Source organism: Kocuria salina, assembly GCF_013368965.1.
In the GTDB taxonomy this organism is placed as follows: domain Bacteria; phylum Actinomycetota; class Actinomycetes; order Actinomycetales; family Micrococcaceae; genus Kocuria; species Kocuria rosea.
Genome location: NZ_SSSF01000014.1, coordinates 24645 through 45815 on the forward strand (window position 1 = coordinate 24645; position 21171 = coordinate 45815).

The following is a 21171-nucleotide window of genomic DNA, read 5'->3' on the forward strand; positions in this document are numbered from 1 at the left end:
CCATGTCCGAGGTGTGAAGTACGGTGTGAAGCATGACAGATCGAGTACGCTTCCGGCCCTTCACGGGCGATGCGGAGCGCAAGGTACGCATACCTGATGCTCCGCTTGCCCTGGTACTCGCACAGATCCGCTGGCCGGAGCACGGCAGATTCGCGCGAGACTTTAAAAGCCTGGCACTTGATTTTGGCGACAGGCTTGATGATTTCCCTCTCTATAATGAAATTACCGAGAGTGGAATTCAGATTACACCCGAAGGCGTCACGCCCATCCAAGGGGACAACGCACATCAGTGGCGGACTATTGACGATGTGTGGACTATCAACCTCACAAAAAATTTCGTCAGCATCTACTGCATCCAGCATGAAAACTATGGATTTTCAGAGCTTCAGCAGTACACAAATTTAGTAGCGGACTTACTTGAATCCACACTTAATGTTCGTTCTATAGATCGAATTGGGTTACGTTACGTCAATCGCATCTCAAACTCTTCAGTCCTAGAGGAACTTGGCACGATATTCTCTTCAGCCGTCTTGGGTTATGCGCAGCTCGAGGTGCTGCCAGATGTCACGTCTGTATCCAATATCAGTCAGGGCGCATACCAGGTAGAGGAGGTTCTCCTCCAGGCCAGATCCGGAATGCTCGCTCCTGGCCAGACTGTGGACCCCGCAATTCCTTCCGTGAATCGTCCCTCATGGGTGCTCGACATCGATGCATCCATAGAGAAGCGACGTGTGTTTGACCCCGAAGATTTTGAGTCGGCCATCGGCAAGTTGGCTGATACAGCCTATGACTTTTTCAAGCTTGTGCTCCGCGAGGGCGGCGAGGACAGATTGGACGGCAGTGCATGACACTCCCACTAACAAGCACTGGCCTAGGCATTACTGCGGCACTTTCCCTTACGCTGATGCCATGGATGAGCGCAGCCCAGCCGACAGCAACCAGTGTGGACTCGGTTTGGGTGAGGACGCATGGCGGGAATATGGCCTCGCTCGCCGCAGGCGGAACGACTTCGGGGGCCCAAAGCGCTGCGGATGCGCGGTCTACTCAGGATGCAAGCGCTCTTGTAGCTGAACTGAAAGCCGAGTCTGGATTGACCGCTGACCAACTCGGTAGACTGCTGGGCGTGACTCGCCGTTCGATCCACAATTGGGCCGCAGGCACACCCATTGCACCGAAACATGAGTCGCGCGTTCGTGCTCTCAGTGAGCTTGTATTTGGCCTGGACGCCGCAACCCCCGAAGCGCGCCGTGAATTGATGCTCGATTCAAGCTCTGGCCCCAGTCATTTCAAAAGCTTTTCCTCCTCCACGCCTCGTTCGGAGCGAATTCAGCATCAGATTCCTGTTAGTGAGCGCTTTGAGCAATGACTAACAAGGGCAACTCACCGATAACGTCGATCGATTGGGGCACGGCAACACAAGGTGACATCATTGAATTTGAGGCCCTCCAATATTGGACCGGGGGCGCAGAAGGCCTTGAGCACCTCGAAACCCCACATGGTGTTGCCCTTATTAGCCAGACTTGTGACCTAGTCCAGGTATCTCCGAACGATCGCCTGCTTGTCGCACCCGTACGAGAATGCTCAGTCCAAGAGTGGTCGAACGTCCGAAAAGGGCGCAAACCACTGCTTGTACTCGTGGGAAAATCACTCCGGCTAGTCGCAGACCTCGAACGCGTTGTGTCCCTTCCCCGAAAGGTACTCGAATCACACGAATTAATCGATCGCACTTGCCCTACCCAGAGCGGAAAAGAAGCGTCTCTCTTGGCAGCGCGAATCGGGCGAGCTTTTTCTCGTTTCGCATTTCCTGATGAAGTCCACTCAGTACTCGCAAAGTTGCAAAAAAAAGTTGTTGACAGCTATACAAAAAATACGAACTTCGCGGAAATTCTTGCACGCATAGATGAAATTCGTGTTGCCTGCTCTGATTGGGATTCTCCTGGTCGAGATATGACCATTTACGCAATTGTCCCGTCAGACCTTCTTCCGGCCGCTGACACAAAATCAAGGGACTGGACCTGGTCCACCGATAACGTGGCCGGTCTCAATCGATCAGAAAAATCGACACAGCTTGCACTCGAACGGATCTCTGAGCTGATTCTCGTCAATTTTAAAGAAGAGAACGAAAGTGCACTAGTTGAGCTTTGGCGAATTTGGCAGGATGCGATGCAGGCTCAGTACCTTGCTAAGACTGATGAACACGTTGCATCGATCGAGCTTCAAGTTGTGTCCGGCAGTGACCTCACGTATGACCTCTATGTCGAGTCGGAGGTTCTCGACTTTTCCACTCTCTCCTTGCTGGAAACACGCGATTAAGATCTAACAGACCGTCCGTTGGCATTTTCTGGTCTGGCTGTCTTACATGGCGGTAGCAGCCAAAGTCCGGAGGTATGGCAGTGCACCGGCTTGTCGCCTCGTGTGCGCCAGCTCCTGGGGGTAATAGCTCGGACTTTACGTAATCACGATTATCGGCGCTTAAGTAGGACGAGTAGAAGTAGATGCGAGAACTCGTCCCACTCTGCCTACGGGCGTCTGCCCAGACAGCGATAAGGCGCGCGGCGGACCGGTAAGGTCGTCGACCTCGTGACACTGGCGTCGTCCGCGCAGGCCAGCATGGAGAACTCTCATCTAATGAGAGATTCGCGCACACAGCCGGACTGTGGGACGGCTCCCGGGAGTGCTCCTGGGCTTCTCATCGACGAGGTCCGCGCATGGTTGGGAACTGAAACGCAGGTGCTCGAGGGGGCCGCCCGTCCGACCGAGTGACTGGCCAGCCGGCGCTCCAGGAAACTCCTCGTCCTCCCTCAACACGTCTCGCTACCGGTTTAAGCACGCGATGTCCCGCACGTACTGGAGCCTCCCGTTCGGCCGATTTTTCCCGGTTCCGCGGTGGACTGCGGGCGGCACTGGATGTCGGATCGCTCACCGGACGTCAGGTCATTTCGGCCATGTTCCTTTCTGCCTGAGGATGGCCGCAGGGAAATTCGTTCCCGTAAACATGGTCGAGTCCGTCACCGAGCACCTGGCCTACCAGTACCGGCGCGACGTCAACTTCGCCGGCCGATCCACCACCTTCATCTGGTGCGCCCCATGATGGCGCCACGAAGAAGCCGCCATCATGGGGTCTGCCAGGCGTAAGAGTGTCGGCGCCTGTAGGTAGGTTCAATGGGTGCATAAGAAGATCGCCGAGAAGTCCAAGAAGGACAAGCCGCCGACGGCTGTAGCCGCCTTGGAGATGTTCCTCGACCTGTCCGATCAGTACCTCCGCCACACCGAAGGGCTGAGGAGCATCGACACGATCAGCGAGGGCTACGAGCACAACACCGAGCTTGATGCCTCTCGGCTGCTCCGCATGGCTCTGTTGCGGAAGTTCGTCAGTGAAGGCGAGAACCTGTGTCTACGAAAGGTCCTCGCCCACTATGTGACGGTGGCCCGCTCAGAGCGGAAGGTGCCGAAGGCGGAGATCCGCATCGTGGACGATCTGCGTGCCGAGTACAAGCGGGCGAAGCGGCCCATCTTCGCCATGCGCTACGAGGGGATGGAGAACTGGGTTGAAGCGTCGCAGATCTTCGACCTCATGCTGAACGGCAACGTGCTGCATGCCGACTACGAGAAGTGGAAGACCAGTCACGAGCTGAACCAGACACAGCTAATGGTCCAGGTCACACACATGGTGAACGACTTCGAGAAGTTACTGGTGCGAGTACGAGCCCTTGTCATTGGAGACGAGGAACATATCTCCGACCTACTGGAGAAGTACTTCGAGTCGGTGGGCGAGTAGTGGGCGAGGATTCAGCCTGCACTAGAATCACTTCACATATGAAAAGAGGTTCGATTGGCTAAGCAACTGTTCCTGCCCAGGGCGCACCCCACTTCCCTCGCCTTCCTCGATGAAACAGGGACAATCTCGCGAGACAGGTTTTTCGCCGTCGGTCTGCTCATCCACCCTGAGCCCTCGCGCCTCTTGCGAAGCATCCAGAAGTACCGCGACCGGACCCACTTTTACAGCGAATTTCACCTCACAGAGCTCACCCGTGATGCCCTCGACACCTACAAGGGCTTTGTGGACACCATCCTGGCTGACGATGAGTTCCGGTTCTTCTGCTTCATTGCGGATCGAGACGTTGCCGACCCTGTGGCACGGTTCGGCGATCCCTGGACGGCGTACCTGAAACTGTCGGAACAGCTTCTCGTTGGCGTCATCAAGCCCGGGGAGATCACAACTGTCCTGGCCGACAACTACTCCGCTCCGGACCATGTCTTGTTCGAAGAGGATCTCAAGTCCAACGTGAACCGGCGTCTCCACAGACTTGGCATCGCATCTGTCGCCCGCATGGATTCCCGAGCCACTGACGGGCTGCAAGCGGTCGATGTTCTCACATCGGCCGTCGCGTTTCATCACCGCCGCCAAGCAGGGTTGGCTGGACATCGATCTCCGAAGGCTCTACTCGCGGATCACGTCGCCGACGGCTTCGGCGTGCCCGATTTTCTCACGGCCAGGAAGACCGAGTACCTCGGCTTGAAGATGTACAACCATGCGTCTCAGCCGGTAGTTGCCACTTCCGGCAACGGAGAGTAAGCTCTGGGGTTACCGGGTGTGGGCCTCTGGCCTATAGCCCGGTACCTTCTTATTATATGCGGAGCCCCGACGCCACTGGCGCCGGGGCTTTTTGCTGTGCGAGGTTGTTTCGTTACAGCTCGCGACTGCAGTACGCGTCAGTATTGTGCCTTGGCATGGCCATCGGCCGCTTCAGACTTCTTGAAGGCTTACTCGGCATTGATCGGGAGAATGGTCTCACCCCAAACCCATATCCCTCTCTCGGCCCGCGCCACGCCCGGTGGTCTTGCGGACCTTGGGGCCGCGCTTAGTGAAGCCCACCGCGTCGACCGGCGGCGTGCCCTGGTCCCGCTCGGCAGCCAGACGGGCCTGCACACCGTCACGACCCTCCTCTGTGCCGCCGAGGGCTGCCATGAGCGTCTCAGCCAGACGTGCCCGGCGGTCACCAGAATCCCAGAGCTCCTCGGCGTCGGCGGCAGCGTGGCGGGTGTCCGCGTCGTTGTTCAAGTCGCCCCGTGCAGCCACGGCGGCGTGGCGGGCGGCTTCGGCGTGGTCACGCTGCGCGTCGACAGTCTCACGGGCTGCCAGCTCGTACTCCGACGTCTCGGCGCGATGCTGTTGCGGGCCGTGGTCGGTGAGGTAGTCCTCCACGTTCAGTCCGTGGCGGTCCTTCACTTCCGTCTCGATCCGCCCCCGGGCGGCCATGGCGACCTCGTCGTGGTGTTCCCACTGCCGGGCCAGCCCATAGTGGCCGGCGATGTCCTCAGCCTTCGCGGTCTCCCAGAATCGGTCCGTCTCCACCGGCGCCAGCTCGGTACGCATCACGGCGCGTTCGGCCTCGAAGCGTTCCTCGAGCTCACGTCGCCGGTGCTGCTGTTCCATGAGGCGTTGGCGGAGTCGTTCGGCGCGTTGGCGGGCCATCATTTCGCCCCAGCGCCCGGCCACGGCCATCGCCGCTTGGAGGTCCCGGGAGAGCAAGTCGTTCACGCCGTCGGGTTGTGTGCTCATCGCTACAGCTCCATTCCGCGCTCGTCTCGGATGTGGTCCACGTAGGGGCGCACCGGGCTGATGGGTCCTTGTGTCTCGCGCAGCGCCCCGCGCTCACGGGTGGGACCGGCGTGGGAGGCCGAGCCTGTGGGGGCGGAGGCCCCCACCTCGGGCAGGGGCGCGGCCACGGCAGCCAGGTGCTGCTCGAAGGTGTCGTTGATCAGCTGGGTCTCGCGCAGGTCCTGGTGGGCCTGGTGCATCTCGTAGAACGCCTGGGTCATCCGCAGCATCTGATTCATGATCAGCGCCTGGACCATCGGGGACGGAGCCCGGGTGGCCGCCAGCAGGAAGGCCGTCGTACCGCTGGTGCGCAGCGGCGCCTCCAACGGGGCGGTGATCTTCACCCCGGATCGGTGCGCGGACCGGGCCAGCACCCGGGCAGTACGTCCCAGCGGCCCCTGGCCGTCCTCGGTCGCATGAGACCACGCCGCGAACACCCCGGAGGCTTCCCGAGCCGCGTGCGCCCACGACTGGTGATCGTCCGGGGCGATCTTCACCAACCGCCGGCGCACCTCTTTCAGCTCCTCGGCCAACCGCCGGGCGGTCTCCTCGTCCAGCACCGCACCGGGGGCGTCGGGGTGCACAATGCGGCGGTGCCGCTTCGCCGCCATCCACTCTTCCGATGCCTGCTGCGCCGAGCTTGGGGTGTCCGCCCAGCGGGTCCGCAGAGACGGCAGCGTGAGGTCCTGGGCGAGCTTGCCGCCACCGAACCACAGCGGCCGCATCCCCTTCGGCGGACGCTCCGCCACGGAGTACCCGGTCACCACCGAATCAGTACCGGCGGCGAACCTTGGGTGCACCAGCAAGTTGGCCCGACGCATCTGCCGCACAAACTGGGCCTCGGTGTCGGCGGCCACCGCGCACGCGCGCACGGTGCGCTCGAGTACGAACCGGGTCGGTTCCCGGGTGCCGTCCCGGGAGACCTCGCCTTGCTGCAGCCAGCGTTCGGAGTGGTTGCCGAGCTGGATGAGGTGGAAGTCCTTCTCGATGCTACGGGCGACCTTCTGCGCGCGGGAGAAGTCGTTGCCGTCGGCCCACTTCGTGCCGTCCTCCCGGATCGTGGAGGCCATGATGTGGATGTGGTCGTTGCCCTTGGCCGACCGCCCGTGATGCACCGCAACCCACTGACACGGGGCCTTGGCACCCGCGTCGGTGAAGTCCATCTCGTCCATGAACCGCTGCGCAATGTCCGACCATTCCTGATCGGTGACCTCCCGATCCTGGTACGGGATCGACAACGAGCAGTGCCAGATGTGCTTGGCGTCAGCGTCCACCCCGAAGGCGCGCCGGTTCAGATCGATCTCGCGGGCGATCGACACCGCGGCTTCCTCGTTGAGCTGCGCGTCGTCGTGCCAGGCCATGATGAGCGGGGAGCCGCCCACCAGGTGTGGGTCGGTGTGCTCGTTGGCCCGGCCCGGACCCACGAGGTACTTCATCAGCCCGATCGGCTTGTCGCCCTTGGTGATGTTCGGGATCACGGGATCAACTCTTCGATCTTGGCCAGCACTTCCTCACTGAACCGGCGAGCCTCCCGCATCGTCTCGACTGTTTCGGGAAGGACCTCGCCGGTGCTGTTGGCGTGCCGGGCGATCTGGTTCACGTTGTTCGAAATCGTGGCCATCAGCCGGCGCATCGCCAGCAACTCCGCCAGCTGGTTCCGCCGCAGCTGCACCGCCACCGGATCGGCTGACCCGAACACGGCCTCGACCATCAGCGCCGAGGGCGAGAGCCCGGTCTGCTGCTCCAGCACCATCAGCTGAGCACGCTCCGACTCCGACATGGACACCCGGACGTACTGGGTCTTGCCCTCGATCCGCTTCCGCCTCGACTTCCACACCCGACGTGAATTCTCCTGCTCCACCACAGCACCTCCTCTCGTCTCGGCCCAGCGCAGCGCCCCCACTGAAGTGGGCCCCACACGCCCCAGTGTGCCACCGCAAAACCGGCAGGGCCAGCGGTGGGCCCGTTTTATGGCACATAAAACATAGCTTTGCTCCGCTGGGGCACCACGGGTGCGAAGCGGCAGCTGAGCAGGCGTGGTCTCTGGAACGAACGGTGTGCGTCCGTTAACCTGGGGGGCATGGCGAAGCTCACTGACCCCCAGCAAGCAGAAGAAGCAGCCCAGCGGCTGCTCAACGACCGGATGGACTACATCCGCCGGGCGATCACCGCACGAGGCGCCCTCGACGAGGCACGAGACGCGCTGAAGGAGGCAGAGAAGAACGACACCGCCGCGTTCCAGGCCGCCGTCAACAACGGCGGCTGGACCGCCGACGAACTGAAAAAGATCGGGCTGGCGGCACCCGAGAAGATGCAGCGGGTGCAGCGCCGGCGGAAGACCACCCAGACCACCTCGGGCGCGCACTCCTCGTCCGCTCAGAACGACGGCGGCACTGAGCCGGAGCAGTGACGGCCAGTCGCTGGGTTCTCACCGCCAGCTACGGCGTGCTCCTGATCGTCTCCATCATCTTGGTAACCCGAGGCTCGAAAATCGGATTGTTCTCCGGCCTGATCCTGACGGTCTCGCTGCTCGTCATCTGGCGCGAAGCACGCCAGATTCGAGCGGACCGCGAGGTGGGCAACCGCGGCTGAGTTCCTGGCCCCGTGCCCACATGGGCACGGCAAAAGCTCCCATCGCTCCGCGGCTTTTCCCGCACCCATGATGGACAGCGGGGACCCCCATCCGACCACCCGACCACAGCCGGCAGGTCACCTCACGTGCGACCGTGGCACGTTCGTAGCCGCCAGCTGTGGACGGCTTCCCGAGTGGGTGGTCACCACACAAGCAACGGTGCCTGCTCCCCTCATAGGGAGCAGGCACCGTTCGTGTTCCTGGCTCAGTTGAGCGAGCGGTTACAGCCCCCGGCCGTCCTCCTGGGCGCGCTGCTCGTAGTGTCGGCGACCCACCTCCGGTGAGTGCCCCACGGGTGATCCGCCGCGCTGGGTACCACTGTGGCGCCCGTTCGAGAACTGCGGGGATTCCAGGCGCATCCTCTTCTTCAACGCCTCCAGCTCCGGGTCCAGGGTCGGTTGCGGCGTCTCTTCTCCGCGCATGGCACGTCCGATCCGTTCGACCTCCCACCGGGCGGCTTCCAGTGCGTCCTGGTGCTTGAACGGCACGTCCAACGCCTCCCGGGCGTCGACGGCTTCCTGCCGAGCGGAGGCCAGCCGTGCTTCGCGCTTGGTGACTTCCTCGGGCAACGCCCGCACCTGATTCTCCAGCCGCTGGATCATGCCCACGCTCGGATTCAACGACGTCGTCCGGGTGACTTCCACGGCCACACCGGGGGCGTCGTCGATGCGCAGCTCCACCGGCGACGCGCTGAGATCGGCCAGGTTCCCTGGACGCTGCACGACCCGGATGTCGTGGCCACCGATTCGGCCGGCGACCCCGAGGTCGGCCTCCCCGCCCCGGGGCGGGCGCGAGGTGGCGTGGACACCGGCCCACCGTTGCCACGCTTCCGCCGCGTCGGCGCGCTTGTCGTACGTGGCCCCGTCGATGGTCATCCCGAACCGTTCACCGCCGAGCTCATCGGTGGTCCGCTGTACAGCTGCGCGGAGCACGGGGATCTCCTGCTCGAGTGCGCCGGCGCGCGTTTGGGCGGCGTCCTTGCGGAACACCAGGGAGGACTGGTTGCGGTGCCAGGCCCGGTTCAACCGCTCCAACCGGGCCAGCTCCTGGTCGGCTTTCGACTTCTCCAGGATCAGCGGGTTGCCACTGGAAATGGCCTTCACCTCGGCGAAGGACAGCGTGTTGTCCCCGACGTCTTCGATCTCGCGCACGTCCAACCGGCCGCGCATGATCTGGTCGATGAACTTCGACTTCCGCTCCAGCGTCTGCCACATGAAGGTGTCGAAGGACCCCTTGGTCACCACCTGGGAGATCGCGACCTCCGGGTTCTGGTTGCCCTGCCGGATGATCCGCCCGTGGCGCTGGGCGATGTCGGCCGGGCGCCACGGGGCGTCCAGGTCCACCAGGTGCACCGCCCTCGCCTGGATGTTGGTCCCCACCCCCATCTTCTGGGTGGAGCCCATCAGGACGGCGATGTCCCCGGTGCGCGCGGCGGAGAACAGCCGGCCCTTCTCCGCATCGTTGCGGGCTTCGTGCATGAACCGGATCTTCTCCGCCGGCACCCCCCGCTCGGCCAACTGGGCGCGCAGTTCGTCGTAGACGTTCCAGTTCTCTGATGGGGTGCCCAGGTCGCAGAACACGATCTGCAACGCCCCCCGGGTGGGGTGCTCCTCCCCGGTCGAGGGATCCGTGAACACGTCCTCGCGGTGGTCCTTGTACACCCGGGCCATCAGGTCCGCGGCGGCGCTGATCTTGGTCTCCGCCACGACAGAGCCCAGTTCCGGGTCGACCAGGCGCAGGTCCAGGGCGGCCTTGCGCCCGTCAGAGCTGATCTTGAGCATGTTGTCCTCGGTCGGGGGCACCAGCCGGGCCTGGATCGCCTCGGCCCGCCGACCGATCTCCTCGATGTACGCCTCGAGCTCGGCCGAGGCCTCCACCGGGACCATGCGCGGCAGCCGCTTCCCGTCCTCCCGCACCACCAGATCCGGGGTGGGCAGCTGCAGGTCCTCGGCGGTCTTCACGTCGGCGAAGGTGTGGAACATCTTCAACAGCTCAGGCACGTTCTGGAACTTCGCGAAGCGCTCCTTGAGCTTGAAGTGGTCCCCGCCGGCCACCGAGAGTTCCATCTCGGAGACCACCTGACCGAAGGTCGCCGCCCAGGTATCGAAGTCGTGGATCCCGGCCCGCTCCAACAACTCCGGACCCAGATAGCGCTGCATCACGTACATCTCCGTGACCGAGTTCGCGATCGGTGTCGCCGTCGCCCCGGTCATCACCCGGTCCCCGTGCACAGAGCGCAGGTACTCCACCTTGGAGTGCAGGTCACTGGCCCGCTTGGACCCATCGATCGCCGCGTCCTGAATGTTCGAGGCGGTGTCGAGGTTCTTGTACTCGTGCAGCTCATCGACCAGCAGGTAGTCGATGCCGGTCTGCTCGAAGGTGATCCCCGGATCGGTGGCCCGGTCGGACTTGGCCTTGAGCTTCTCCTCCCTCGCCTGAAGGCGGGCTTCCATCCGCTTGATCGACATGGTGTCCGCCCCGCTGGCCGCGGCCCGTTCGTTGGCGGCCTCGAGCTCGGCCCGCTGGCGTGACATCTCGGCCAGGTCGTAGGCGGCCTTGGATTCCTCCGAGAGCTCGATGCGCTCGAACGCGGTGCGGGTCATGATGATCCCGTCCCAGTCACTGGCCGCGGCCCTCGCGACGAACACCCGCCGCTTGTCCCCGGCCAGATCCTCCGAGGACGCCGCGAGGATCTGCGCTTGGGGGTAGAGCTGCAGCCACTCCCGGGAGAACTGGTCCAGCATGTGGTTAGGCACCACAATCACCGGTTTGCGCGCCATGCCCAGCCGGCGCAGCTCCATCGCACCGATCACCATCTCGGCGGTCTTGCCCGCCCCGACCTCATGGAACAACCCCACCGAGGGCTCCGAGAGCATCCGCGCCACGGCCGCCCGCTGATGGGGGCGGGGGGTGAAGTTCTTCACCAGACCGGGGAAGCTCAGGCGTTCCCCTTCGACGGTGTAGTCGCGCAGCACGATGGAGTTGAACCGCCGGTTGTACTCATCCACCAACCCGGCCGCCCTCCCCGGGTCCTCCCACACCCACTCCCCGAAGCGCTCTTGCATCAGGGACGCTTTCTCCTGGGCGGCGGTGGTTTCGGTGGCGTTGACCACCCGGCGGTTGCCCTCCGGGTCGCCTGGGTCCGGGTCGGTGACCTGCACCCGGCGCTGCTCCAGCAGCTTCTTGAAGATGTCTCCGGCCGCCATCCGCTCCGTACCCCAGTCATTGCGGGCGGCGAAGACATGGCGGCTGGCTTTCACATCCCAACTCGCCCCGCTGATCCGGTCCACCCGCGCAGCTGGGTCCCTGATGATGTGGCGCAAGAACTGCTCATGGATCTCCGGAGACACCCACACGGCGCCGATCCGGGCCTCGATCTCATCGGCCCCCAACGGGGCCGGCAGCACGGCCTCCAGGGCGGTCACGTTGGGCTGGAACCGGGCATCGGCGGATGCCGCGGCACGGGCGGTGTCCAGTTTCTCCCGCACGTCCCCGGACAGGTACTCCGCGCGGGTCTCGTAGATACCGTTCTCGCCGGGCACCTCGTAGACCAGCTCCCCCAGTGCCTCCCGTGCCCCGGCCTCGTCGGTGCCCAGCAGCCGGGCGATGTGGGGCAGGTCCACGGTTCCCAGGGTGTCCAGGGTGACGGCCAGGGCCTCATCGGGGGTGTCGACCCCGAGCACGGGTTTCCGCGGTTGCACCTGCCGCTCCGAGAGCAGGCCGGCCGCTACAGCGGTGCCGGCGCCCTCGTCGAAGTGCTCCAAGCCCAGCACCAGCGGCCCGAACGGGTCCCCGCGCAGCAGCCGTACCGCCGGCGGAGTGACCCGGGCCAGAATGTCCGCCCCGGCCTCGTCGTACTTGCCGGTGCGCCGTTCCGTGAACCGGTTGATCGGCCCATACCGCTGCGCATACCCCTCGTAGCTGCCCGCCAGATGGGACCTCATGGCGTCGAGCTCCGGGGTGTCCTCAACGTTGGCCGCCTCCAAGGTCAACACCGCCCGCGCCGCATCCCGCAGACCCAACAGGGCCCGCAGTTCGCTCTCCTGGGTGCGGGGCACCTTCAGCGGCGCGTGCACCCCCTCCACGGTGACCTGAGAGAAGCCCTCTTCCCCGCGGTCGGTGATGTGCCCGATCTGCTCATGCTCACCGGCCGGCACCAGGGCCGCGACCTCGAACTCCTGCTCGCCCGACCTCTCGGCCATGCCCCGCCCGACCGCCAGGGCCTGTTCGGTGATGTCCGCCAGCTGCTCGTGCAGCCGCACCCCCGTGGTCGCCAGGTCCCCCGCGCGCACGGTCAGCGTGGCGGAGCCGTACATGCCGTTGCCGATCACCGGCTCACCGAGCACCCGTTCGGGGTGGGCGAGGAAGTAGGCGTTCATCCGCCCCTGCTGTCCGTCCAGCTCTACCGGGGCGGTGTCTACCCAGGACTGGTCCAGGGGCTCCTCCCCGGGCAGCCTGCGTCGGAAGATCAATACGTCGGTCAGCGCGTCCGTGCCGGCGGCCCGCCGGTGGGCGCCGGTGGGCAGGCGCACCGCACCGAGCAGGTCGGCGGTCTCGGCCATCTCCCGGCGGGCCGCGGGGTTCTGCGCATCCAGGGTGAACGCGCTGGAGATCACCCCGGCCACCCCGCCGGGCCGGGTAAGGGCCAGCGACTTGAGGATGAAGTGGTTGTGCATCGAGTGCCCGGCCGCGTTGTGCCGGGGATCGTGCAGGGAATTCTTCGAGAAGGGGACGTTGCCCACCGCGGCGTCGAAGGCGCCACCGGGCATCCGGGTGTCGGCAAACGACTCGGTGCGGATCGTGGACTCCGGGTAGATGGCCTGGGAGATGGCTGCGGTCACCGGGTCCAGTTCCACCCCGGTCATCTGGGCACCTTCCGGGGCCAGGCCGATGAAGGTGCCGGCACCGGAGCCGGGCTCCAGCACCTGCCCACCCGCAAAGCCCAACCCGGTCAGGGCGCCCCAGACCTCGGCGGCGATCGCCGGGTCGGTGTAGTGGGCGTTGATGACCGTGCGCCGGGCGGCGGCGTACTCGGCCTCGTCCAGCAGCTCGCGCAGCTCGGCTCGCTCGGCCTCGTACTCGGTGCGGGACTCGTCGAAGATCTCCGCGACCCCACTGGCACCCCAGGAACCCCAGCGGGCCAGCGTGGTGCGCTCGGCCTCGGTGGCGGCCCGCTCCTCGGCCTGCAGCGTCCGCAGCACGCGAAGCGCTGCCAGATTGGCCCGGAACCTTGCCTGCGCCCCGGACGGGGCCAACTCGTCCTGGGCGCGGGGGACGAAGCGCCCCGGGCCCAGGGAATCTGAGGAAGCCGGGGCTATGCCTGTTCGGCGTCCAGCCGGTCCACCTCTTCCCAGTACTCCCGGTCCTCCCGGTTCAGCTGCTGCACGATCCGCAGCCTCCGCGCCACCCCGGATTCCTCCTCGTCCTCCTCCGGTTCCTGCTGCACGGACGGGTCCGGGGTCAGCATCTCCGCGCGCACGATCTCCTCGGCCTGCATCTTCGACGCGTTCAACCGCCCCACCTTCTCCAGGTAGGTCTCCCCCATCGGGTCCGGGCCGGCCAGCTCCATCATCAGCTCGCCCACCCGCTGAGCCGCCTCCTCCCCCAGAGCCTCGAACCACTGCACCGGGTCCGGGATCAGGGCGTACTCCGCCGGCGCGGTCGTCTTCCACGCTTCCTGCGCGAACTTGCCGTACGTGTTCATCACGAACCTCCTCGGGTTCCGGGAAGAGAAAGGCATCAATGCTCAGCTGCCCCTCGACTTGTGTCCTCTTACGGGCTCGCGCCATGGGGGGATCTCCTGGTTGCGATCGGGAATCTCCCACACACGCTACCCAGCCACTCCATAGCCATCTTCGATAACACGCACCAGCCAACACCTATTATGTTGATATGTCAACCTTTTCAGCGAAACGCCACTACTTTCACGCGCCCGCAAGAATCTCCAGCCACTCCGAGCATCCGCTCCTGCAACTCCGCAGTACCCGCAAGAAGCCCATCATCAACATCCCACAGGCCCCGAAAGGCACCCCACACCAAAGCCCCCGAGGACCACCTGTCCGAGTACACCCGTAGTCTCTACCCATTGGGGGCCAGCAGTTCGGAGTGCCCTTGACATCCCATCAAAAATAGGGAGTGTGTGGCAGCAATGAGCGAAAAGTATCTATTCCAAGATGAAATTATAAAGGAAAATTTAGATACATTCGTCCAAGAAATCCACGACGAAGCCCTGACGAATCAAATATATGAAACCGCTACATTTGAGGAAAAATACTACGGGAAATTTTTATACGTTGATTCAGAAGACATAAATGAGCTCGCAGAAAAAATAAGTACATCAATTAGCGAATCAAGAATAATAAGAAATGAACAAAAAAACGACATTTTTACAAAGTTGTACCAACATAACGGTTGCGCCTCAATAATAAAAGATCTAATTCTAGTACGGAATGAATTAATATCGGCAATTTGCAAAAGTCGCAATTACTGTTTCGTTGATTCGGAGCTCGATTCCAACTCCGGGCAAATGTACATGCATTTAGAATTTTTTATTGCCACGCTACGTCCTCGGTTACCCCTTTATGGAGATACCCCTCGGTCACTTCCGGACCCTGAAGAAAACGATGTCGATTATGTTTATGCACTTTCCGCGGAGGACGAGGATCCTGCCGAACAGTTAGACAGCGAAGCGCGCGAAGAAATAGTGTCCCATACGCACTGTTCCCAAATTGGCCACGAACTCTATACGCACATTGAAGGCTTGATCGGTCGCATCGAAGCAGTCTATGAACGCGCCAAGTCTTTGTCGTACGAAAAGTATGATGAGGTCGTTACGCCAGCGCGTGATGTGCTTCCGCTACTCAAAATCAAACCCGCTCTCTATGAGGGTACCAATATGCCCAAAAGTGCCACAGCCACGATCTATCCGGAGATGGATGATCCCGACTATTGCATGCCCGAAGGAAATAACTCTTACGAGTATCATTCATACCCACACAGGGCATGCGCCCAGCAATATTAACAGCGCTTTTGACAACGTGGTTGAGTGTGTCGTCAATTTTTCAGCGACCAGCGGGTGCCGCCGACCGCCACTCAGGTGCTTCATCGAATAGAAGCGTGGTTTTATTATTTCTGACAAACTGATAACCATCTACACTGAACACGAAGACCAATCTCGGCATAACTTGCTTGTTGACGAGTTCGCGGGCTTCCTTTTCAGACATATCTTGATTCGTGAGACCAACCTGCTCAGGCTTAGTCTTGAAGCCCCAAGTTCGATGAGGGTCAACTCGGGCATCCATATTTAGGGTGGTACCACCAATGAGATGCGCCGAGACACTATGAATTGGATGAGTCGTCTTGTTGGTGAAAGAATAATTTATATGGATAAATTTGTCATTTTTGACGACAGGCGATGCGCGAAGCGCACACATGGTCGCGATACCAAGTGCTTCCTCCTTGCGTTTTCGATGTGCGGACCAGGTGGTAGATGCCGCTAACACGAGCGAGGCCATGGCAAGTGCTACACCTCCGACCCACGTACCGATGGCTGCGAAAAGATCGACATCGAAATTGCAGTTGGCGCCACAGGTTGACCAAGATCCGAGCCACCAACCAATTGTTACGCCAATTACTAAAGTCAAGACTCCTACAATGACAACCTCAGGTACAAAGCTCTTCCATCTTGAATAATGCACAGGAGCCATTTTGGCCTAACCGGGTTGGAGCCCCGAGCAACACCTGGGGCTAATACTGCAATAGGTGGTGACCCAAGACATGTTGAGGTCGTGGGAAGCCATTTAATCGACACCCCAGACCAGTCATGGCGTGGCCTATATGTGAACAGCGGGCCGAAGTTCCTCTGCGCCGACCATTGCCTCGACATCGTCGAGTGGTAGTCGCGCCTGGGTGGCAAGCTGCTCAAGTGACACCCCATTTTGTTGGGCTAAGGCAATGGCTGAGGACAGCATCACTGGATCATCTGGCCGTTCCAGCGGATAAGGCTCGTGGCGGCGTCCGTACTTGGAGTTCATCGCGACGACTGCACGGCGGTAGGCAGCATCGCTGATCACTTCTAAGGTGCGTGCACGATAGAGCAGCGCTGCGATCGAAACGCCCCATTCCTGCTTGAGCTTGGCGTACTGTCCCATGTCGAACCGTCGGGGCAGAAGGTCCTTCATCTGTCGAGCGGGCATCAGCAGCTCCGCGGCGAAGGCATGTGCCTGGCTTTCCTGGATGCTTCCGGGGTCAGCTTCCAGGTGGCACACCAAGTGGCCCAGTTCGTGGGCTGCATCGAAGCGACTACGTGCCGCGTCCCCCTTGTTCATCCCAAGGATCACGACAGGGTGAGATCCTACGTTTTGGCTGTAGGCGTCGATGCCCTCATCGGCGACCTGCAATCGGCTCACGACGATGCCATGCCGTTCCATGTGCCGCACGAGGTACCCAACGGGCCCCAGGGGAAGGCGCCATTGCTCCCTGAGCTGGTCAACAGCGCCGACAATCTCATGAGGTTTAGCGTCCGTCATGAGTGGAACGAAGGGGACATCGGGGGCCGGCAGCCTAACGTAGCGTTCGAGGACGTTGACGAGATCCAGTACCGATTCTGACCACACCCAAGCCCCGGCACGGCTCTGTTTGGACGTTGAGCGCAGACTGCGGAAATGGGTTCCGTCCAATCCAGCAAGGGAGACCGGACGTTCCCCATAGGTGAGGTAGTCAGCTGGTACACCCGTGGCCATGGCCAGTTGGGCAAGAGTGCTGGTGCTCGGCTTGCTCCGGCCGGTTTCGTACTGGGAGACCGCAGGGTGGGAGACTCCTACTTTTTCGGCGAGTTCACGGATGTTCAGACCAGCCCGGTATCGAGCCATCCGAAGCCGGTCCGGGGAGAAGTTCGCCGTGGAGTGGCTACTTCTCTGTGCCATCGGCTCGATTAACCTCCTGCTCTTCCTCAACGACGGACAGCCCAAGACCGGGATCCTGCTGGTGGGCGTAAGGCACCACCGTGGTGTCGTCCTGCTGCAGGCCAGGCACAGTGGCCCAGTTCGTGCTGTCGATGCGCTTGAGCTCGCTCCATTGCACGTGCTTCTCATCGAGGGAAACCAGGTGCCCGATGTGCACGGCAGTCAGTCCCTGTCCGGGATCGCCACTCCACACCACATGGGCAATCTTCCGCGCAGCAGGCAGAAGCTCCTCAAGGCCCTCAATCTGGGCGGCCACCGCAATATTCTGATTGCCTGCCTCAAGACGGGACGGGGTGGTCATGTCGAAAGACGACGGTGCCGTGAGGTCGGGGGATTTCGCCGTAGCGAACCGCAACTCCACATCGCCTCGACGGGCATGCAACGCCGCGCCCTTGGAACAAATGCGGAACCCGTGAGCCAGCAGAGCCTTCTTCAACAGCTCGCAGGAACGGTGGTACCGGTCACTGCCGAAAGTGAACCCGTTGGCCCCAGGATCATTGTGGTGGGCCAAGGCAATCTCATGCCCCTGCCGACCGGCCGTTATACACGAGCCGAGTAGGGCCTCGTCCAGGTCCACGCCATGCAGAATCTCCATGTTGGCAATGGTAACAGAAACATCGCGTCATGCGGCTTTTTGGTAAGTGCAAGCTCATTCAACAGGCTGTCCGGCCGAACAAACCTTCCGGAGACACCCCCGAAGGGGAGTTATCGACCCTCCACTGAGTTGCCGCACCCTGAACGAGTAGCCGCTGAGCTTGACTGCCGGATGGCCGCCATCTGCCCGGATGCTGAGCGCGGGCTCACTCCCCCATCTCGAGTAGCTGCGCAAACTCACTGCCCTGCCGGCCCCCGCGATTCCAGGGCGTGACGAATCCGTGCGAGATGATCGGAGGCACCCCCTGCGATAGGACCGTGATGCCCCAGCACAACCCTCCTGCCGAGTCTTTGACCCAGCAGTACGCCCAGCTCAACCCCGTCCTGCTGGAAACCATGCTCTCCATTCGGCATCTGCTCGGCAGCGTCGAGGCGAACATGGAACCCGTTCGGGTAGCCCTGGCCCAGTTGAACCCGGTGCTGGAGCAAGTCTCACAGGACATACGGCAGGGCATCTTTGGCTCGGACGGGCTCGACTCGTGGTCGAAGATCCTCAAGATCCAGCTCCGCGGGTTCCAGCATGAGGAAATCTCGCGCACGCTAGTGCAGATCGCCAGTAACCTCGCCTCTGCAACCGAAGCCGCTCGAGGTGAATTCGAGCGCCCCGGAGCGGCTCCGTTAGAGCAATTCGCCCGCAATGTCGCCGCCGATTCGGACGAGAGGGAGGTGCTCGCCGCGTTGGCCCGGGCTGGCGAAGACGCGCTGGTCTCTGACCCGAAGAACCGCAAGAAGATCGCGCGTTCGGCGACCCGCATTTCTCAATGGACGAACGTCTCTGTGGGGGACGCTCGCACACTGCTGCTGGCGCTATTCTGGCTGTTCGCCGTCATCGTCCCCTTGTCCGATGGGAAACTGAAGCTCGACGACTTCGCTGTCCCTGCCGCCGCAACGGCCACAGTCATGGTCGCGGCCATCGACGGCAACCAGGGACAGCGAAGGAACCCACTCCGGAAGAACGGGCCTCGGCGGCGACGCCACCGTCGAAAGCGCTGAGCCCTCCGCTGATCCCTACGTTGCCGGGAGCCGACGTGAGTTGAGCCCCGCATGATGGTGTAACGCTCGGTGGCCGAGTTCGTCATCAACGATGGCGCGGTCACCGTGTGATCCTTCGAGTGAACCTCTCACAGCACTCTCGAACGGAGTCATCACGATGACCGCTCCTCATATTGTCGACCCTGCCAGCCTGCTCGGTGAAGCCCTGTCTGAGACGTCTCCAGACCTGATGCGGACCTTGTTGCAGACGGTGATCAACACGCTGCTCTCCGCCGACGCCGAATCGGTCGCTGGCGCCGAATGGGGCCGCGCCAGCCCGGCGCGGGTGGTGCAACGCAATGGGTACCGCCACCGCGACCTCGACACCCGTGTGGGCACGATCGACGTGGCCGTGCCGAAGCTGCGCTCGGGCACGTACTTCCCTTCAGTGGCTGCTCGAGCGCCGCAAGCGGGCCGAGTCCGCGCTCATCACCGTGGTCGCCGACTGCTACATGGCGGGGGTCTCGACCCGCCGGATGGACAAGCTGGTGAAGACCCTGGGGATCAACTCCCTTGTCGAAGTCCCAGGTCTCGCGGATGGCCGGTGATCTCGACGAGCACGTGGAGTCCTTCCGTCACCGTCCTCTGGGTGAGGCCGGGCCGTTCACGTTCGTGGCCGCCGACGCGCTGACGATGAAGGTCCGTGAGGGCGGGCGGGTGGTGAACGCGGTCGTGCTGCTGGCTACCGGGGTCAACGGCGACGGTCACCGGGAAGTGCTCGGCATGCGGGTGGCCACGGCCGAGACCGGGGCGGCGTGGAACGAGTTCTTCGCCGACCTCGTGGCCCGTGGGCTGGGCGGGGTCCGCCTGGTGACCTCGGACGCGCACCGGGGCCTGCGCGAGGCGATCGCGGCGAACCTGCCCGGTGCCGCCTGGCAGCGGTGTCGTACCCACTACGCGGCGAACCTGATGTCTGTGTGCCCGAAGTCCATGTGGCCGGCAGTGAAGGCGATGCTGCACAGCGTCTACGACCAGCCCGACGCCGCCGCGGTCAACGCCCAGTTCGACCGTCTGGTCGACTACGTGGCCGAGAAGCTGCCTGCGGTGGCCGAGCATCTGGCTGAGGCCCGGGAGGACCTGCTGGCGTTCACCGGTTTTCCGAAGGACGTGTGGATGCAGATTTGGTCCAACCACCCCGCCGAGCGACTTAACAAGGAGATTCGGCGTCGCACCGATGCGGTCGGGATCTTCCCCAACCGAGCAGCTATCGTCCGCCTCGTCGGGGCCGTGCTGGCCGAGCAGACCGATGAGTGGGCCGAGGGCCGCCGTTACCTCGGTCTCGAGGTCCTCACCCGCTGCCGGCTCACCGCCGTCGAGGACACCGGAAGCGAGGTGAGCCCCGACTCCCTGACCGCACTCACAGCCTGATCCCAAACAGGAGGACTGTTACACCACTCGCGGGGGCTTGACCTTTCGATTCGTTCCAGCTTGTGGGCCTCTAGCCGGCCTTATGTGAAGTCAGACGAAACATCACTCCCACACCTGGCGTTCACCGGCCGACCAGTGCGTGCCCAACCGTACCCTCGGGTCTCGGCATCGCCCGCCCACTGACAAGCCAGATCAAGATGATGCTCCTATGCGTGTCAAGCCGCGGTGAGCCAGGCACGGTAGGTGGTGGCCAGGTCCGCGTTGGGGCGTTTGCCGCGTTCAAGTTCGCTCAGTCGGGCGAGTTCTGCACCGGTGCTCATCGCGGCTTGGACCAGCGTGGCTCCTCGCTAGTGCCGGAGGTCTCGAAGATCCTCGGTCGCAGGCACGGGTCCGGGGTGGACGATGAGGTGGAAGGCCTCCCGAGCGATCGCACGTTTGAGGCACCGCAAAACGTCCTTCTTCGACTTCCCGTTGGTCCGCAGTCGCCGCGCGTAATTCCTCGTGCGTTCGTCGTTGGACAGTCGCACCAGGGCGATCTGGTGCAGAGCCCAGTTCGCCTGCCGGTCCCCGCCGCGGTTGAGACGGTACCGGTTCGTTTTCCCCGACGACGCCGGGATCGGTGACGCTCCGCACAGCGCGGCGAAAGAGCCTTCCGATCGCAGCCGCTCAGGGTTGGCCCCGGCGGTGACCAGCAGAGTCGCGGTGGTGATCACCCCGTATCCCTTTCTCGCGATCATCGCCGGCGCGGCACGGCCGACGAGGATTCTCAGTTCGTCCTCGAGCTCGGTGATCTCGGCGGTGAGGTACTGGTGCCGGCGTGCCAGCCGCCGTAGGGCGTGGCCGGTGGCTGTGGTCACCGAGCCGGTGGCTGGCCCCGGTCGGGTGGCGGCCAAAGACTCGACCAGGCAGCGCTCGTTCAG

General features: G+C 62.8%; 18 protein-coding genes and 1 pseudogene. 10 read left to right on the plus strand and 9 right to left on the minus strand.

Annotation, left to right across the window (positions count from 1 at the left end; all coding sequences use genetic code 11):
• The first annotated feature begins 32 nt into the window (after window positions 1-32).
• The 5 genes from E7Z53_RS18130 to E7Z53_RS18150 all read left to right on the plus strand — a co-directional run bounded on the left by E7Z53_RS18130 (window position 33) and on the right by E7Z53_RS18150 (window position 4576).
• Window positions 33-848 (plus strand): TIGR04255 family protein, encoded by an 816-nt coding sequence (locus E7Z53_RS18130; RefSeq protein WP_176338508.1) that lies wholly within the window; start codon window positions 33-35, stop codon window positions 846-848.
• 275 nt (window positions 849-1123) lie between these two features.
• The gene (locus tag E7Z53_RS18135; protein WP_176338509.1) at window positions 1124-1366 is read left to right on the plus strand and encodes a hypothetical protein; all 243 of its coding nucleotides are present in this window, start codon (window positions 1124-1126) and stop codon (window positions 1364-1366) included.
• A gap of 395 nt (window positions 1367-1761) precedes the next feature.
• Complete coding sequence (locus E7Z53_RS18140) at window positions 1762-2313, plus strand: hypothetical protein (RefSeq protein ID WP_176338510.1); 552 nt, start codon at window positions 1762-1764, stop codon at window positions 2311-2313.
• A gap of 853 nt (window positions 2314-3166) precedes the next feature.
• Window positions 3167-3778 carry a hypothetical protein gene (locus E7Z53_RS18145; protein ID WP_176338511.1) on the plus strand — a complete coding sequence of 204 codons (612 nt, stop codon included), beginning with the start codon at window positions 3167-3169 and terminating at the stop codon, window positions 3776-3778.
• Window positions 3779-3832: 54 nt separating this feature from the next.
• A complete protein-coding gene (locus E7Z53_RS18150; RefSeq protein ID WP_176338512.1) occupies window positions 3833-4576 on the plus strand; it encodes a DUF3800 domain-containing protein in 744 nt (247 codons plus the stop codon).
• A 216-nt stretch (window positions 4577-4792) separates the two neighbouring features.
• Here the strand turns inward: E7Z53_RS18150 and E7Z53_RS18155 are convergent, their stop codons facing one another.
• From E7Z53_RS18155 to mobC, 3 genes are read right to left on the minus strand one after another with little or no spacing between them, the layout of a single operon-like run.
• Window positions 4793-5563: a hypothetical protein gene (locus tag E7Z53_RS18155; RefSeq protein ID WP_176338513.1), complete on the minus strand. Its 771-nt coding sequence runs from the start codon at window positions 5561-5563 to the stop codon at window positions 4793-4795.
• Between the two features lie 2 nt (window positions 5564-5565).
• Window positions 5566-7080, minus strand: coding sequence for a relaxase/mobilization nuclease domain-containing protein (locus E7Z53_RS18160; RefSeq protein ID WP_176338514.1), 1515 nt, complete (start codon window positions 7078-7080; stop codon window positions 5566-5568).
• Window positions 7077-7466, minus strand: coding sequence for a plasmid mobilization relaxosome protein MobC (gene mobC, locus E7Z53_RS20920; protein ID WP_176338515.1), 390 nt, complete (start codon window positions 7464-7466; stop codon window positions 7077-7079). Before mobC ends, E7Z53_RS18160 begins: the two co-directional genes overlap by 4 nt.
• Before the next feature lie 216 nt (window positions 7467-7682).
• Here mobC and E7Z53_RS18170 point away from each other — a divergent pair, with 216 nt between their 5' ends.
• Together E7Z53_RS18170 and E7Z53_RS18175 are read left to right on the plus strand one after the other, a co-directional pair.
• The gene (locus tag E7Z53_RS18170) at window positions 7683-8012 is read left to right on the plus strand and encodes a hypothetical protein (RefSeq protein WP_058875383.1); all 330 of its coding nucleotides are present in this window, start codon (window positions 7683-7685) and stop codon (window positions 8010-8012) included.
• Window positions 8009-8194 (plus strand): hypothetical protein, encoded by a 186-nt coding sequence (locus tag E7Z53_RS18175; RefSeq protein ID WP_101853356.1) that lies wholly within the window; start codon window positions 8009-8011, stop codon window positions 8192-8194. Before E7Z53_RS18170 ends, E7Z53_RS18175 begins: the two co-directional genes overlap by 4 nt.
• Before the next feature lie 261 nt (window positions 8195-8455).
• Here the strand turns inward: E7Z53_RS18175 and E7Z53_RS18180 are convergent, their stop codons facing one another.
• Window positions 8456-13435: a helicase-related protein gene (locus E7Z53_RS18180; RefSeq protein WP_176338516.1), complete on the minus strand. Its 4980-nt coding sequence runs from the start codon at window positions 13433-13435 to the stop codon at window positions 8456-8458.
• Between the two features lie 113 nt (window positions 13436-13548).
• Window positions 13549-13938, minus strand: coding sequence for a TnpV protein (locus tag E7Z53_RS18185; protein ID WP_217905943.1), 390 nt, complete (start codon window positions 13936-13938; stop codon window positions 13549-13551).
• A 435-nt stretch (window positions 13939-14373) separates the two neighbouring features.
• Here E7Z53_RS18185 and E7Z53_RS18190 point away from each other — a divergent pair, with 435 nt between their 5' ends.
• Window positions 14374-15255 (plus strand): hypothetical protein, encoded by an 882-nt coding sequence (locus tag E7Z53_RS18190; protein ID WP_176338518.1) that lies wholly within the window; start codon window positions 14374-14376, stop codon window positions 15253-15255.
• 40 nt (window positions 15256-15295) lie between these two features.
• On the opposite strand, the gene E7Z53_RS18195 is transcribed toward E7Z53_RS18190, so the two are convergent.
• From E7Z53_RS18195 to E7Z53_RS18205, 3 genes are all read right to left on the minus strand, one after another.
• Window positions 15296-15748, minus strand: coding sequence for a hypothetical protein (locus tag E7Z53_RS18195; protein WP_176338519.1), 453 nt, complete (start codon window positions 15746-15748; stop codon window positions 15296-15298).
• Between the two features lie 318 nt (window positions 15749-16066).
• On the minus strand, window positions 16067-17158 hold the full coding sequence (locus E7Z53_RS18200; protein WP_176338520.1) for a helix-turn-helix domain-containing protein: 1092 nt from the start codon (window positions 17156-17158) through the stop codon (window positions 16067-16069).
• Complete coding sequence (locus tag E7Z53_RS18205; protein WP_176338521.1) at window positions 17142-17792, minus strand: hypothetical protein; 651 nt, start codon at window positions 17790-17792, stop codon at window positions 17142-17144. Before E7Z53_RS18205 ends, E7Z53_RS18200 begins: the two co-directional genes overlap by 17 nt.
• A 320-nt stretch (window positions 17793-18112) precedes the next feature.
• Between E7Z53_RS18205 and E7Z53_RS18210 the strand changes: the two genes are divergently transcribed.
• Window positions 18113-18844, plus strand: coding sequence for a hypothetical protein (locus E7Z53_RS18210; protein ID WP_176338522.1), 732 nt, complete (start codon window positions 18113-18115; stop codon window positions 18842-18844).
• A gap of 157 nt (window positions 18845-19001) precedes the next feature.
• Window positions 19002-20251 (plus strand): annotated as a pseudogene (locus tag E7Z53_RS18215) (IS256 family transposase).
• A gap of 347 nt (window positions 20252-20598) precedes the next feature.
• Here E7Z53_RS18215 and E7Z53_RS18220 read toward each other — a convergent pair.
• Window positions 20599-21171, minus strand: a 573-nt coding sequence (locus E7Z53_RS18220; protein WP_217905944.1) for a transposase, incomplete at its 5' end; no start/stop codon positions are given.